This is a genomic window from Streptomyces sp. ISL-11 (genome assembly GCF_018614525.1).
Classification (GTDB): Bacteria; Actinomycetota; Actinomycetes; order Streptomycetales; family Streptomycetaceae; genus Streptomyces.
Genome location: NZ_JAGGOL010000029.1, coordinates 62,115 through 75,404, shown reverse-complemented (window position 1 = coordinate 75,404; position 13,290 = coordinate 62,115). Strand labels below are relative to the sequence as shown.

11 protein-coding genes are annotated in these 13,290 nt (G+C 71.3%); 6 read left to right on the top strand and 5 right to left on the bottom strand.

The window, feature by feature from the left end; all coding sequences use genetic code 11:
• Positions 1-295 precede the first annotated feature (295 nt).
• A complete protein-coding gene (gene ppdK / locus J7E86_RS08140) occupies positions 296-3,010 on the bottom strand; it encodes a pyruvate, phosphate dikinase (RefSeq protein ID WP_215080855.1) in 2,715 nt (904 codons plus the stop codon).
• A 379-nt stretch (positions 3,011-3,389) separates the two neighbouring features.
• A complete protein-coding gene (gene dusB / locus J7E86_RS08135; protein ID WP_215080854.1) occupies positions 3,390-4,583 on the bottom strand; it encodes a tRNA dihydrouridine synthase DusB in 1,194 nt (397 codons plus the stop codon).
• Positions 4,584-4,681: 98 nt separating this feature from the next.
• On the opposite strand from dusB, the gene J7E86_RS08130 reads away from it, so the two are divergent.
• Both J7E86_RS08130 and J7E86_RS08125 read left to right on the top strand, forming a co-directional pair.
• Positions 4,682-6,091 carry an MFS transporter gene (locus tag J7E86_RS08130; protein WP_215080853.1) on the top strand — a complete coding sequence of 470 codons (1,410 nt, stop codon included), beginning with the start codon at positions 4,682-4,684 and terminating at the stop codon, positions 6,089-6,091.
• Positions 6,088-6,546 carry a MarR family winged helix-turn-helix transcriptional regulator gene (locus J7E86_RS08125; RefSeq protein WP_215080852.1) on the top strand — a complete coding sequence of 153 codons (459 nt, stop codon included), beginning with the start codon at positions 6,088-6,090 and terminating at the stop codon, positions 6,544-6,546. The genes J7E86_RS08130 and J7E86_RS08125 overlap by 4 nt, the downstream gene beginning before the upstream one ends.
• Here J7E86_RS08125 and J7E86_RS08120 read toward each other — a convergent pair.
• Positions 6,535-7,431: a helix-turn-helix transcriptional regulator gene (locus J7E86_RS08120; RefSeq protein ID WP_215080851.1), complete on the bottom strand. Its 897-nt coding sequence runs from the start codon at positions 7,429-7,431 to the stop codon at positions 6,535-6,537. The two genes, J7E86_RS08125 and J7E86_RS08120, sit on opposite strands and share 12 nt — an antisense overlap.
• Positions 7,432-7,532: 101 nt before the next feature.
• Between J7E86_RS08120 and J7E86_RS08115 the strand changes: the two genes are divergently transcribed.
• The 3 genes from J7E86_RS08115 (at position 7,533) to J7E86_RS08105 (ending at position 10,831) form a co-directional block, all read left to right on the top strand.
• The gene (locus J7E86_RS08115) at positions 7,533-8,999 is read left to right on the top strand and encodes an MFS transporter (protein WP_308312512.1); all 1,467 of its coding nucleotides are present in this window, start codon (positions 7,533-7,535) and stop codon (positions 8,997-8,999) included.
• Between the two features lie 153 nt (positions 9,000-9,152).
• Complete coding sequence (locus J7E86_RS08110) at positions 9,153-10,157, top strand: aldo/keto reductase (RefSeq protein ID WP_215080850.1); 1,005 nt, start codon at positions 9,153-9,155, stop codon at positions 10,155-10,157.
• Between the two features lie 89 nt (positions 10,158-10,246).
• A complete protein-coding gene (locus J7E86_RS08105; RefSeq protein WP_215080849.1) occupies positions 10,247-10,831 on the top strand; it encodes a TetR family transcriptional regulator in 585 nt (194 codons plus the stop codon).
• 22 nt (positions 10,832-10,853) lie between these two features.
• On the opposite strand, the gene J7E86_RS08100 is transcribed toward J7E86_RS08105, so the two are convergent.
• A complete protein-coding gene (locus J7E86_RS08100) occupies positions 10,854-11,171 on the bottom strand; it encodes a DUF6415 family natural product biosynthesis protein (RefSeq protein ID WP_215080848.1) in 318 nt (105 codons plus the stop codon).
• Between the two features lie 189 nt (positions 11,172-11,360).
• Here J7E86_RS08100 and J7E86_RS08095 point away from each other — a divergent pair, with 189 nt between their 5' ends.
• On the top strand, positions 11,361-12,638 hold the full coding sequence (locus J7E86_RS08095) for a lipopolysaccharide assembly protein LapB (protein ID WP_215080847.1): 1,278 nt from the start codon (positions 11,361-11,363) through the stop codon (positions 12,636-12,638).
• Here J7E86_RS08095 and J7E86_RS08090 read toward each other — a convergent pair.
• Positions 12,619-13,281: an HAD family hydrolase gene (locus J7E86_RS08090; RefSeq protein ID WP_215080846.1), complete on the bottom strand. Its 663-nt coding sequence runs from the start codon at positions 13,279-13,281 to the stop codon at positions 12,619-12,621. The genes J7E86_RS08095 and J7E86_RS08090 overlap by 20 nt on opposite strands.
• Between the last annotated feature and the right edge of the window lie 9 nt (positions 13,282-13,290).

The following is a 13,290-nucleotide window of genomic DNA, read 5'->3' as shown; positions in this document are numbered from 1 at the left end:
CCGAGCCGATGCGGGCGGCAACAACTCCCGGTGGGGGAGTAAAGAGGGGCGGCGCTCCCGCACGGGCGCCGCCCCTCGCCATGTCCGGCTGGGTGCCGTCTTCTCCATGACCGGCGCCGCACCCCGAAATCTGCCCGTCACGCAGCGGTGCCCTCCGCGCTACGCGCGGTGTCCTCAAACGCCGGACGGGCTGGATTTTCCAGCCCGTCCGGCGTTTGAGGACGCTCGCCGCAGGCACAACGGAGCCGCCGCCGGACAACCGGCGGCGGCTCCCGCGCACTCGGGCCGGGCCCGGTCAGCGGCTGTCGCTGCCCCCGCCCGCCGCGGCGGCGCGCCCCGCCTCCAGGCGGGCCACGGGGATGCGGAACGGCGAGCAGGAGACGTAGTCCAGGCCCACCTCGTGGAAGAAGTGCACCGACTCCGGGTCGCCGCCGTGCTCACCGCAGACGCCGAGCTTGAGGTCCGGGCGGGTGGCCCGGCCGGCCTCCACGGCGGAGCGGACGAGCGAGCCCACGCCGTCCCGGTCGATCGTCTCGAACGGGCTGACGCCGAAGATGCCCTTCTCCAGGTACGCGGTGAAGAAGCTGGCCTCGACGTCGTCGCGCGAGAAGCCCCACACGGTCTGGGTGAGGTCGTTCGTGCCGAAGGAGAAGAACTCGGCGGCCTCGGCGATCTGACCGGCCGTCAGCGCGGCGCGCGGCAGCTCGATCATCGTGCCGAGGGTCAGCTTGAGCTCGGTGCCGGTGGCGGCCTCGACCTCGGCGATGACCCGCTCGGCCTCCTCGCGGACGATCTCCAGCTCCTGCACGGTGCCGACCAGCGGGATCATGATCTCGGCGCGCGGGTCGCCCTTGGCGTTCAGCCGCTCGGCCGCGGCCTCGGCGATGGCCCGTACCTGCATGGCGAACAGGCCGGGGATGACCAGGCCGAGGCGGACGCCGCGCAGACCCAGCATCGGGTTCTGCTCGTGCAGCTTGTGCACGGCCTGGAGCAGCCGCAGCTCGTTCTCGTGCGCCTCCTGCCGGGCCTCGGCGAGCGCGACGCGCACCGAGAGCTCGGTGATGTCGGGGAGGAACTCGTGCAGCGGCGGGTCGAGCAGGCGGACCGTGACCGGCAGGCCGTCCATGGCCTCGAACAGCTCGACGAAGTCGGCCTTCTGCAGCGGCAGCAGGGCCCCGAGCGCCTCGTCGCGCTCGGCCTCGGTGTCGGCGAGGATCAGGCGCTCGACCATCTCGCGCCGCTCACCGAGGAACATGTGCTCGGTGCGGCACAGGCCGATGCCCTGGGCGCCGAAGCGGCGGGCGCGCGAGGCGTCCTCGGCGTTGTCGGCGTTGGCCCGTACGCGCAGCCGGCGCGTCCGGTCGGCGTAGGCCATCATGCGGTGCACGGCCTGGACCAGCTCGTCGGCGTCGTCGGCGCCGGCGTGCATGCGGCCCTCGAAGTACTCGACGACCGGGGACGGCACGACCGGGACCTCGCCGAGGTAGACCTTGCCCGTCGAGCCGTCGATGGAGACGACGTCGCCCTCCTCGATGACCACGCCGCCGGGCGCCGTCATCCGGCGCCGCTTCGTGTCGACCTCCAGCTCCTCCGCGCCGCAGACACAGGTCTTGCCCATGCCGCGCGCGACGACGGCCGCGTGCGAGGTCTTGCCGCCGCGCGAGGTCAGGATGCCCTCGGAGGCGATCATGCCGTCGAGGTCGTCGGGGTTGGTCTCACGGCGGATGAGGATGACCTTCTCGCCCGAGCGCGACCACTTCACCGCGGTGTACGAGTCGAAGACGGCCTTGCCGACAGCGGCGCCCGGCGAGGCGGCGATGCCCCGGCCCAGCAGCTCGGTCTTGGCCTTCTCGTCGAAGCGCGGGAACATCAGCTGCGCGAGCTGCGCGCCGTTGACGCGCTGGAGCGCCTCGGCCTCGTCGATCAGGCCCTGGTCCACCAGCTGCGTGGCGATGCGGAACGCGGCGCCCGCGGTGCGCTTGCCGACGCGGGTCTGGAGCATCCACAGCTTGCCGCGCTCGATGGTGAACTCGATGTCGCACAGGTCCTTGTAGTGCGTCTCCAGCGTCTCCATGATCTGCATCAGCTCGTCGTAGGACGCCTTGTCGATGCGCTCCAGGTCGGCGAGCGGCACGGTGTTGCGGATGCCGGCGACGACGTCCTCGCCCTGGGCGTTCTGGAGGTAGTCGCCGTAGACGCCCTGGTGGCCGCTGGCGGGGTCGCGGGTGAAGGCGACGCCGGTGCCGGAGTCGGGGCCGAGGTTGCCGAAGACCATCGAGCAGACGTTGACCGCGGTGCCGAGGTCGCCGGGGATGCGCTCCTGGCGGCGGTAGAGCTTGGCGCGGTCGGTGTTCCACGAGTCGAAGACGGCCCTTATGGCCAGGTCCATCTGCTCGCGCGGCTCCTGCGGGAAGTCCCGTCCGGTCTCCTTGGAGACGATGCCCTTGAACTGCGCGACGAGCCGCTTGAGGTCCTCGGCACCGAGGTCGATGTCGGTGGTGACGCCCTTGGCCCGCTTGGCCTCCTCCAGCGCGTCCTCGAAGAGCTCGCCGTCGACGCCCAGCACGGTCTTGCCGAACATCTGGATGAGGCGGCGGTAGGAGTCCCACGCGAACCGCTCGTCGCCGGCCTGGGCCGCGAGCCCGGTCACGGACTCGTCGGAGAGGCCGATGTTCAGGACGGTGTCCATCATGCCGGGCATGGAGAACTTGGCGCCCGAACGGACGGAGACCAGCAGCGGGTCGTCGGCCTGGCCGAGCTTCTTGCCCATGTGCGCCTCGAGGGCGTCGAGGTGGGCGCTGACCTCCTCGCGCAGCGCGGCGGGCTCGCTGCCGCTGTCGAGGTAGACCTTGCACGCCTCGGTGGTGATCGTGAAGCCGGGCGGCACGGGGAGGCCGAGGTTGGTCATCTCGGCGAGGTTGGCGCCCTTCCCGCCGAGCAGGTCCTTGAGGTCCTTGTTGCCCTCGGTGAAGTCGTAGACGAACTTCTGGCGATCTGTGGTTTCCGGCACGGGACTCGACTCCTCACTGGGGTCCCCCCGTACACAGTTGGGGGAGGGCCTGCTCAAACGTGCTGACGGCGGGGAGCGTACCCAGATCGAAGGCGTCTGAGGAGGTCCACTCCACGGTCATGCGGCCGTAACCACCCGTCTGCCAGCAGATCGAAAGTCACGGTCCGGAAAAGGGCTGGAGAGTGTCATGTTCAAGTCTTGAACTCAGGATGACAAAGAGCACGGAGGGAATCACGCACCGTCGATGATCGAACGGCTTCAACGTCGAGAAGTGAACGCAAGAGGGGTGGCACCCAGTGCCACCCCTCAAAAGATAGATCCCGATTCTAGCCGCTCATCTGAGCGCCACCCTGATCACAGGTGGCGAGAATCACGCCGCTCAGCCACCGGATGTATCAAGTTCCGCGTCCGCCCCGACGGCCGCGCAGTCGTACGGGTCGTTCAGCCAGCCGTCCGGGAGCACGACGCGGTCACGGCCGGACGTACGCCCACGGGGCCCGTTCGCGCCGACGGGCCAGGACTGGTCCAGATCGAGCCCGCTCAGAAGAGCGTCCATTTCGTCCAGCGATGAGGCGATTGCCAGCTTCTTCCGCGCCTCCGAGCCGACGGAGAAGCCCTTGGTGTACCAGGCGACGTGCTTGCGGAAGTCGACGACCCCGCGCTCCTCGCTCCCCAGCCACTCCCCCAGCAGCCGCGCATGGCGCACCATGACGCGGGCCACCTCCCCGAAGGTGGGCGCCGCCGGCGCCCCGCCGCCCTCGAAGGCGGCCACCAGGTCGCCGAAGAGCCACGGACGGCCCAGGCAGCCCCGGCCGACCACGACGCCGTCGCAGCCGGTCTCGCGCATCATCCGCACGGCGTCCTCCGCCGACCAGATGTCGCCGTTGCCGAGGACCGGTATCTCCGGGACGGCCTCCTTCAGGCGCGCGATGGCCTCCCAGTCGGCCGTACCGCTGTAGTGCTGCGCCGCCGTGCGGCCGTGCAGCGCGATGGCCGTGACGCCCTCCTCGACGGCGATCCGGCCGGCGTCGAGGTAGGTGATGTGGTCGTCGTCGATGCCCTTGCGCATCTTCATGGTGACCGGCAGGGAGCCGGCGTTGGCGACGGCCTCGCGCAGGATCGAGCGCAGCAGGTTGCGCTTGTACGGCAGCGCCGAGCCGCCGCCCTTGCGGGTGACCTTGGGGACCGGGCAGCCGAAGTTGAGGTCGATGTGGTCGGCCAGGCCCTCGTCCACGATCATGCGGACGGCCTTGCCGACGGTCACCGGGTCGACCCCGTAGAGCTGGATCGAGCGCGGCTTCTCGGTGCCGTCGAAGTGGATCAGCCGCATCGTCTTGGCGTCCCGCTCGACGAGCGCCCGGGTGGTGATCATCTCGCTGACGAAGAGCCCCTTGCCGCCGGAACTGTGCCTTTCCGGGGGATAACCCCCAGACCCCCAGCCGGCGCCTTCGGCGAATTCGCGGCAGAGCGTGCGGAAGGGCGCGTTGGTGATCCCCGCCATGGGGGCGAGCACCACCGGCGGCCACACCGAGTGCGGACCGATGGAGAGCGGCGAGGCGGCGTCTTGGGTCATGCCTCCATTGTCCCGTACGCACCCACCCCCTTTAGTTGTAGAGCTAAAACGATTACATTCATACAACTAGATCTGTCATCATCCTTCCGAGGAGCCCCGTGCCCGAGCTCTCGCACCGCCGTCGTCTGCTCGTCCTGGCCATCTGCTGTACGAGCCTGCTGCTCGTCAGCCTCGACATCACGATCCTCAACGTGGCCCTGCCGTCCCTGCGGCAGGAGCTCCACGCCTCCGTCTCCGGCCTGCAGTGGATCATCGACGCCTACACGCTCGTCCTCGCCTCGCTGCTGATGCTCGCCGGCTCGACCGCCGACCGGATCGGCCGCAAGCGGGTGTTCCAGGCCGGCCTGGTGCTGTTCACCACCGGATCGCTGCTGTGCAGCCTTGCGCCGGGCCTGGGCTGGCTGATCGCCTTCCGGACCGTCCAGGCCGTGGGCGGCTCGATGCTCAATCCCGTCGCGATGTCGATCATCACCAACACCTTCACCGAGCCCCGGGAACGCGCCCGGGCGATCGGCGTCTGGGGCGGCGTCGTCGGCATCAGCATGGCCGCCGGGCCGCTGCTCGGCGGCGCGCTCGTGGAGTCGGTCGGCTGGCGCTCGATCTTCTGGATCAACCTGCCGGTCGGCCTGCTCGCCCTGTTCCTGACCGCCCGCCACATCCCCGAGTCCCGCGCCCCGAAGCCACGCCGGGTCGACCCGGTCGGCCAGCTGCTGGTGATCACGCTGCTCGGTTCGATGACGTACGGGATCATCGAGGGCCCCGCCGCGGGCTGGACCTCGCCGCTGATCCTGGGCTGCTTCACCGTCGCGGCCGGCTCCCTCGCCGTCCTGCCGGCCTACGAGCGGCGGCGCACCGAGCCGCTGATCGAGCCGGCGTTCTTCCGCAGCGTCCCGTTCGGCGGCGCCACGGTCATCGCCGTCAGCGCCTTCGCGGCGCTCGGCGGCTTCCTCTTCCTCAACAACCTCTACCTGCAGAGCGAACGCGGCCTCTCCGCGCTCGACGCGGGGCTGTTCATGCTGCCGATGGCCGTCATGTGCCTGGTCTGCGCGCCGCTGTCGGGCCGGCTCGTCGGCGCCCGCGGCCCCCGGCTGCCGCTCCTGCTGGCGGGCGCGGCCATGACCGCCAGCGGCCTGCTGTTCACGGTCCTCGACGCCCGGTCCTCCGACGGCCTGCTGTTCACCGCCTACGTCCTCTTCGGCACCGGCTTCGGGCTGGTGAACGCACCGATCACCAACACCGCCGTCTCCGGCATGCCGCGCTCGCGCGCCGGGGTGGCCGCGGCGATCGCCTCGACCAGCCGGCAGGTCGGCAGCTCGCTCGGCGTCGCCGTGATCGGCGCGGCCGTCGCCGCCGGATCCCGGTCGGCGGGCTGGTGGATCATCACCGGCTGCGGGCTGTCCGTCCTGGTCCTCGGTACGATCACCACCGGCCGCTGGGCCGCCGGAACCGCCGCGCGAACCACCGCGCGCCTCGACTCCGACCAGAGGATCCCGGTGACGACACCATGACCACGCACGAGACCACGCCGGCAGCCGCGCAGCGCGCCTGGGCCAACCTCCGGGAGATCGTCCTGGGCGGCAACGAGCGCCGCAAGGAGGTCATCGACGCGCTCGGCATGAGCTTCTTCCGCGTGAAGGCGCTGCGCAGGCTCGCCCGGCGTCCGCTCACGCTGCGCGAACTCGCGGAGGAGCTGCTGACCGACCGTCCGTACACCACCCTGGTGGTCGACGACCTCGCCGGGCGCGGTCTCGTGGAACGCACCGCCAACCCCGCCGACCGCCGATCGAAGATCGTCTCGGTCACGGCGGCGGGCCGGGAGGCCGCCGAACGCGCCGAGCGGATCCTCGGCACTCCCCCGGCCGCCCTGCTCGACCTGCCCGAGGACGACCTCGCGGCGCTGGACCGCATCGCGGCCCGGCTGGCGCGGCGGCCCGGGAACGGCCCGGACGGCTCAGCGGGCTGACTCCGCGCGGAGGATCTCGCCCAGCCGCTCCAGCCTCCGGCGCGACTCGTCGTCGACGGGGGTGAAGCTCACCAGCCGGCCGCCCGCGTGCGGGGCGACCCACAGGCTGGTCTGGCGCAGCCGGAGCAGGCCCACGTCGGGCTGCCGGAACATCCGGGTGCCGTAGGCGGTGGGCGGGGCGACCTCGTGCCGCGCCCACAGCGCGCGGAACTCGGGCGAGGCGTCCAGGAGCCGCTTGAGCAGGCACTTCCAGGCGGGATCGGCGATGTGTCCGGCCATCGCGGCGCGGAACTTCGCGGCCATCGCCCGGATCACCTCCTCACGGTCGGCGAAGGCGTCCCGCCAGTCGGGGTGGGTGAAGGTGAGCCACATGCAGTTGCGCTCGTCGGGCGGCAGCGCGTCGAGGTCGGCCACCAGCCGCCCGTACGCGCGGTTGTGGGCCAGGATGTCGTAACGGGCGTTCTGGACGCAGGCGGGGAGCGGGTCCAGTTGCTCCAGCATCAGCCGCAGCTCCGTCGAGACGCCCGCGCAACCGGTGTCCGGCATGGGGTCGACGGTGCCGGCGAGGGCGAAGAGGTGGCTGCGCTCGCCGCGGTCGAGCCGCAGGGCGCGGGCGATGGCGTCCAGGACCTGCGCGGAGACCTTGATGTCCCGTGCCTGCTCCAGCCACGTGTACCAGGTGACGCCCACCGCGGCGAGGTGCGCGACCTCCTCGCGGCGCAGGCCGGGGGTGCGGCGCCGGGGGCCGCGCGGCAGGCCGGCCTCCTCGGGGGAGACGCGTTCGCGGCGGCTGCGCAGAAAGGCGGCCAGCTCGCCCCGGCGGACGTCGCCGGCCGTGGGCACGGCGACGACGGCGGTAGGGGGCTCCTGCAGCATCGTGCTCATGCCTCCAGCGTGCGGGACGCGGCGGCCCCGTTCCAGGTAGTACTTGTACCAGGATAAGGAGGCTCTGGTACCAGGCTGGCGGTACCGGCATCGTCTACTGCGTGAGCGATACCCGAAGCGATACCCGTACAGACGTCCGGCCGGCCCCCCTCTCCCCGGCGGCCGCCGCCGGCCCCACCGGCCCCTCCTCCGCGTTGCGCCCGCTGGGCCTGTTCACCGTGCTGATCGGTGCGGCGCTGCCGATGGTCGACTTCTTCATCGTCAACGTCGCCCTGCCCACCATCGACCACGACCTGCACGCCGGCCCGGCCCTGCTGGAGATGGTCGTCGGGGGCTACGGCGTCGCGTACGCCGTGCTGCTCGTCCTCGGCGGGCGGCTGGGCGACATGGTCGGCCGCAGGCGGCTGTTCCTCTGGGGGACGGCCGCGTTCGGGGTGACGTCCGTGGCCTGCGGGCTGGCGCCGGACGCCTGGTCGCTGGTCGCCGCCCGCGTGGCGCAGGGCGCGGCATCGGCGCTGATGCTGCCGCAGGTGCTGGCGACGATCCAGGCCACGACCGCCGGGGCGCGGCGCACCAAGGCGCTGAGCCTGTACAGCGGCACGGCCGGGGTCGCGGCGTCGGTGGGGCAGGTGCTCGGCGGCGTCCTGGTCTCCGTGGACCTCTGGGGCACCGGCTGGCGCTCGATCTTCCTGGTGAACGCGCCGGTCGCGGCGTTCGCGCTGCTGCTGGCGGTGCGTACGGTCCCCGAGACGCGCTCGGACCGTCCGACGCGGGTGGACGGGCGGGGCACCGTTCTGCTGTCGCTGACGCTGATCTCGCTGCTGCTGCCGCTGACGGAGGGCCGGGCGACGGGGTGGCCGGTGTGGGCGTGGATGCTGCTGGCGGTCTTCCCCGTGGCGGCCGTGGCGTTCGTCCTGGTGGAGCGGCGCGAGGAGGCCGCCGGGCGGACGCCGCTGGTGCCGCCGTCGCTGCTGCGGGTGCACTCGGTGCGCACCGGGCTGGCGCTGCTGGTGCCGTTCTCCCTGGGCTGGGGCGGCTTCATGTTCGTCCTGGCGGTGGCGCTGCAGGAGGGCCTGCGGCTGGGTCCGCTGGCGGCCGGGCTGGCGCTGCTGCCGCTGTGCGTGACCTTCCTGCTCGGTTCGCTGGCCGGGCCCCGGCTGGCGGCGCGGTTCGGGCGGCGGGCGGTGACCGCCGGCGCGCTGTTCCAGGTGGCGGGCCTGCTGGGGCTGGCCGCGACCTTCCACTGGGGCTGGGACGGGCTGGGCGCGGTCGGTCCCGGGCCGTCGCTGGCCGTGCTGGGGCTGGGCAACGGGCTGCTGCTGCCGATGACGCTGCGGGTCGTGCTGAGCGAGGTGCCGGTGGCGCAGGCCGGGGTGGGCGGCGGTGTGATGACCACGACCCAGCAGTCGTTCATGGCCCTCGGCGTGGCCACGCTCGGCTCGCTCTTCCTGTCGCTGTCGGGGTCCATGGCGATGCGGGATGCCGTGGTGGTGACGCTCGGCGCGCATCTGGTGGTGACGGCCGTGACACTGGCGTTGAGCCTGCGACTGCCGCGCAAGCTGGCTTGAAATCGCTGGTGCGGGCGCACAGGGACACGAGGAGAGAGGAGATGGAATGACAGATATTGAAATCTGTCATTCCATGTGTCACTCTTCCTGTGTACCCGGAACCCGTGCGCGCTCTCGCGCACCGGTTCCCGCAGCCCCGTGAAGGAGTCCCCCGTGCAGCACCGCACTCTCGGCACCACCGGCCCGCAGGTATCCGCTCTCGGCCTCGGCGCGATGGGCATGTCCGCCCTCTACGGCGACGCCGACCGCGCCGAGTCGATCGCCACGATCCACGCCGCACTCGACGCCGGCGTCACCCTGATCGACACCGGCGACTTCTACGGCATGGGCCACAACGAACTGCTCATCAACGAAGCGCTGCGCACCGCCCCCGCCGGCGCCCGCGAAAGGGCCCTGACCAGCGTGAAGTTCGGCGCCCTGCGCACCGTCGAGGGCGGCTTCACCGGCGTCGACGGCAGCCCGAACGCGGTCAAGAACTTCGCCGCGTACTCGCTGCAGCGCCTGGGCACCGACCACATCGACGTCTACCGGCTCGCCCGCCTCGACCCGGACGTCCCGATCGAGGAGACCGTCGGCGCCATCGCCGAGCTGGTCGAGGCCGGCCACGTCCGGCACATCGGCCTCTCCGAGGTCAACGCCGACACCATCCGCCGCGCGGCCGCCGTCGCGCCGATCGCCGACCTCCAGATCGAGTACTCGCTGATCTCACGCGGCATCGAGGACGACATCCTGCCCACCCTGCGTGAACTGGGCATCGGCGTCACGGCGTACGGTGTGCTCTCGCGCGGCCTGATCAGCGGCCACTTCACCCGCGACCGGCAGCTCGCCGCGAATGACTTCCGCGGCATGAGCCCGCGCTTCCAGGGCGAGAACCTCCAGCACAACCTGGACCTGGTCGAGGCGCTCCGCGAGGTCGCCGAGGCGAAGGACGCCACCGTCGCCCAGACCGCCATCGCCTGGGTCCTCTCGCGCGGCGAGGACATCGTCCCCCTGGTCGGCGCCCGCCGCCGCGACCGCCTCGCGGAGGCGCTGGGCGCGCTCGACGTCAAGCTGGAAGCGGCCGACCTCGCCGCCATCGAGCGGGCCGTCCCGGCCGGCGCGGCGGCGGGCGACCGCTACCCGACGGACCAGATGGCGCACCTCGACAGCGAGAAGTGACCGTCCCCGCGGGGCGCGGCGACCGGGGGGTACGGTCATTGAGGGGGCTCCCCGCGCCCCCGCCCCGAACCGAAAGGCCGTACGCTCCGATGCCGCCCGAGACGCTGACCCCCGCCCGCATCCTGGAAGCCACCGAGGACGTGCTGCGCCGCTTCGGCCCGGCCAAGGCCACGGTGGTCGACGTGGCGCGGGCCCTCGGCGTCAGCCACGGCAGCGTCTACCGCCACTTCGGCAGCAAGGCCGCCCTCCGCGAGGCGGTCACCCAGCGCTGGCTCGACCGGTCGCACACCGCACTGTCCGCCGTCGCCGACGCGGAGGGGCCCGCCGAGCCGCGCCTGCGGGAGTGGCTGACCGCCCTCTTCGCGGCGAAGCGCCGCAAGGCGGGCGACGACCCCGAGCTGTTCGCGACGTACATGGTCCTGGTCGGCGAGAACAGCGGTGTCGTCGAGCGGCACATCGAGACGATGATCGGCCAGCTGGCCGGCATCGTCGAAAATGGGGTCGCTCAGGGCGAGTTGGGGGCCGTGGACCCCGTCATGACGGCACGGGCGGTCTGGGACGCGACGAACCGCTTCCACGACCCGGCGTACGCGGCGGAGTGGTCCCGCCCGGAGATCGACGCGGCGTTCGAGGCGGTATGCGACCTGGTCCTGCGGGGGTTGCGCCCCGCTTGAGGACGGCGTCCGGCGCGCGCACTCACAGGCGGTGGCCGAGGAGCGCCCGGCAGACGCGGGCAAGGCTGTCCACGTGCTCGGCGGCGGACCGCAGCCCGGCACCGGGCCCGTCGAGGAGCACGGCGCGGGCGCGGGCGAGCGTGAACCTTCGCATGGCCCAGTCCTTGCTCGCGGGGCTCGTGTCGGCGGTCTGCGCATCGACTACGGGCAGCAGGGCGTGGATGTGACGGCGGAGGTCCGCCTCCAGCTCTTTGAGCTCTGTGTGCGTCGGCAGCACGGAAGTTGTGAGGGCCCTGTCGATGGTGCGGTTGATCTGGCCGGCGTCGATGAGGTCGGGCATGGGGGTTCCTCGCCGTTAGGTGGTGGGTGGTCAGCCTTGGTGAGAGCCTCCCGTTCGAGGCGGTCCGATTCGAGGACTCTTGGAGGACGTCAGAAGGACTCTCAGGGGACCTCGATAGACCCAAGTGGGTGACCTCATCAGGCCCTGCCAGGACGTAGCTTGGGGACGACGGCTGCGTCTGGAGGGTCCGTGTCACGAGCTCCCGGAAATGTCCGGTTGAAATCAGCGCGAGTGGCTGCCGGTTTCGCGTCGCAGCAGGCGCTGGCAGATGCCATCGGTCGGTCCGCGCCCAAGCTGGGGATGCGAGGTGTGACGGCAGGTGTACGTCAGGTGCGGCGCTGGGAATCAGCCGCTCCACCCTGGCCTCACCCGGACGTCGGCCGTGTCCTCGTGCATCTGCTCCGTCAGCCCCTGGAGGAGCTGGGTTTCACCCCGCCGTGGGGGCAGTCCGAAAACCGGCCGCCAGACCCCATGTGCCTCGATCCCGTCAACGGCACGACGACTGCGGCAGCCTTGACGCCCGTGCCCTCCGGAACGACGAGCTGCCTCAAACCGGTCCGCGTCGGCCAGGACTTCGCCGATGTCACCCGGGCACACCGACGTCTGTACTGGTCAGTGGCCCCGGCCACCCTGCACCCGGCAGTGCTCGGCCATGCCCGTCTGGGGTGCGCACTCCTCTCGGAGACAGTCGGCGGAAGTCGAGCCGTTATCGCCGCAGCCCTCGCGGAGAGCTACCTACTCGCAGGGCGTATCGAGTTCTTCGACCTGAGGCAAGCGGATCGGGCAGGCGAGACGCTACTGCGTGCGCTGCAAGCCGCCGGTGAGGCGGACGATTCTCTTCTGGGCAGCGCCGTCCTCGCGCACACCGCGTTCATTCCCGGCTGGGCCGGGCGTAGAGACGACGCGGTCGAGCGCCTCGTAGCCGCTCGCGCCTACGCTCGCCGTGGCCCGGCGTCGGCGGAGTTCTGGGCATGGCTGGACGCCGTCGAGGCGGAATGCCAAACGCGGTGCGGCAATCTGCGCACAGCGCTCCACTTGATCAGGCATGGCGAGGATGTGCTGGCGAACGGATCCGAGGGCGCGTCACCTCCATGGATGGACTGGTTCGATGCGACACGACTCGCCGCGTTCAAGGGCAATACCCAACTGAAGGCGGGGCATCTTCCGCAGGCCCGGGAGACACTGCAATCGGCACTCGATCAGTTGCCTGCCGAATCCGGCAAGCAGCGCACGGTGATCCTCGGCGACCTCGCGGCAGTCGAGGCAGCCGCGGGCGATCCGGAGAAGGCATGCGCGTACGCGTGCCAAGCCCTCGAACAACTCGGAACAACCTGGTACGCAACGGGCATGGACCGGGTCCGGGACGTACGTCGATCGCTCGCGGCCTGGCAGCACGAGCCGTGTGTACGAGACCTTGACGACCGGCTGTACTCCTGGGGAACGACCGTCAGCGCGCTTCGGCGTTGAACTTCGCGATACGTTCCACAAGTTCCGTCAGACTTTCGACCCGGAACGTGGGAACGCTCTGCGCATCCGGCGTCTGCCACTGGATCGTCGCCCACGGGCCGCGTCGGACGAGTGCCGTGTGCATGCGCGCGGAGGCCGCGGGCCTGATGTCGTTGTCGACGCGGTCGCCGACGTAAAGGATCTCTTCCGGCCGGAACGGCACGACCTCGGCGACCCGGACGAAGAACTCCGGGTCCGGCTTGGACGCGCCCCAGTCGTCGCTGGTCCCGATGAGGTCCACGTCGCCCGCGAACAGCTCACGGAGCAGACCACCGGCCCAGACGGTCTGATTTCCGGCGATGCCCAGCCATAGGCCCGCCTCCCGGAGCTCCCTCAGAGCAGGCCGCACGTCCGGGTAGAGATCGTCCTCGCCGAACCATTCGGGCTGCCCGGCCGCAGCGCGGGCCGCGCGCTGCTCGCCGAGGTCGAAACCCGGCCGGAACTCCTGGAAGGTCTCGCGGTAGTCGCGCCCCTGCGCGATCACCGCACCGAACATCGCGGCGAAGGTGTGCCGCGGCACGCCCAGCCAGTCGGCCCACGTCCCGTACTCGCGGGTCTCGTCCACGAGGCACTCGCCCACATCGAACACCACTGCGCGAATCATGACGGCAGA

Bases quoted from the DNA above. Each gene is read 5' to 3' on its own strand.
- J7E86_RS08090 (WP_215080846.1), bottom strand. From the start codon at position 13,281: ATGATTCGCGCAGTGGTGTTCGATGTGGGCGAGTGCCTCGTGGACGAG.
- dusB (WP_215080854.1), bottom strand. From the start codon at position 4,583: ATGACCCAAGACGCCGCCTCGCCGCTCTCCATCGGTCCGCACTCGGTG.
- J7E86_RS08120 (WP_215080851.1), bottom strand. From the start codon at position 7,431: ATGAGCACGATGCTGCAGGAGCCCCCTACCGCCGTCGTCGCCGTGCCC.
- J7E86_RS08125 (WP_215080852.1), top strand. From the start codon at position 6,088: ATGACCACGCACGAGACCACGCCGGCAGCCGCGCAGCGCGCCTGGGCC.
- J7E86_RS08105 (WP_215080849.1), top strand. From the start codon at position 10,247: ATGCCGCCCGAGACGCTGACCCCCGCCCGCATCCTGGAAGCCACCGAG.
- J7E86_RS08100 (WP_215080848.1), bottom strand. From the start codon at position 11,171: ATGCCCGACCTCATCGACGCCGGCCAGATCAACCGCACCATCGACAGG.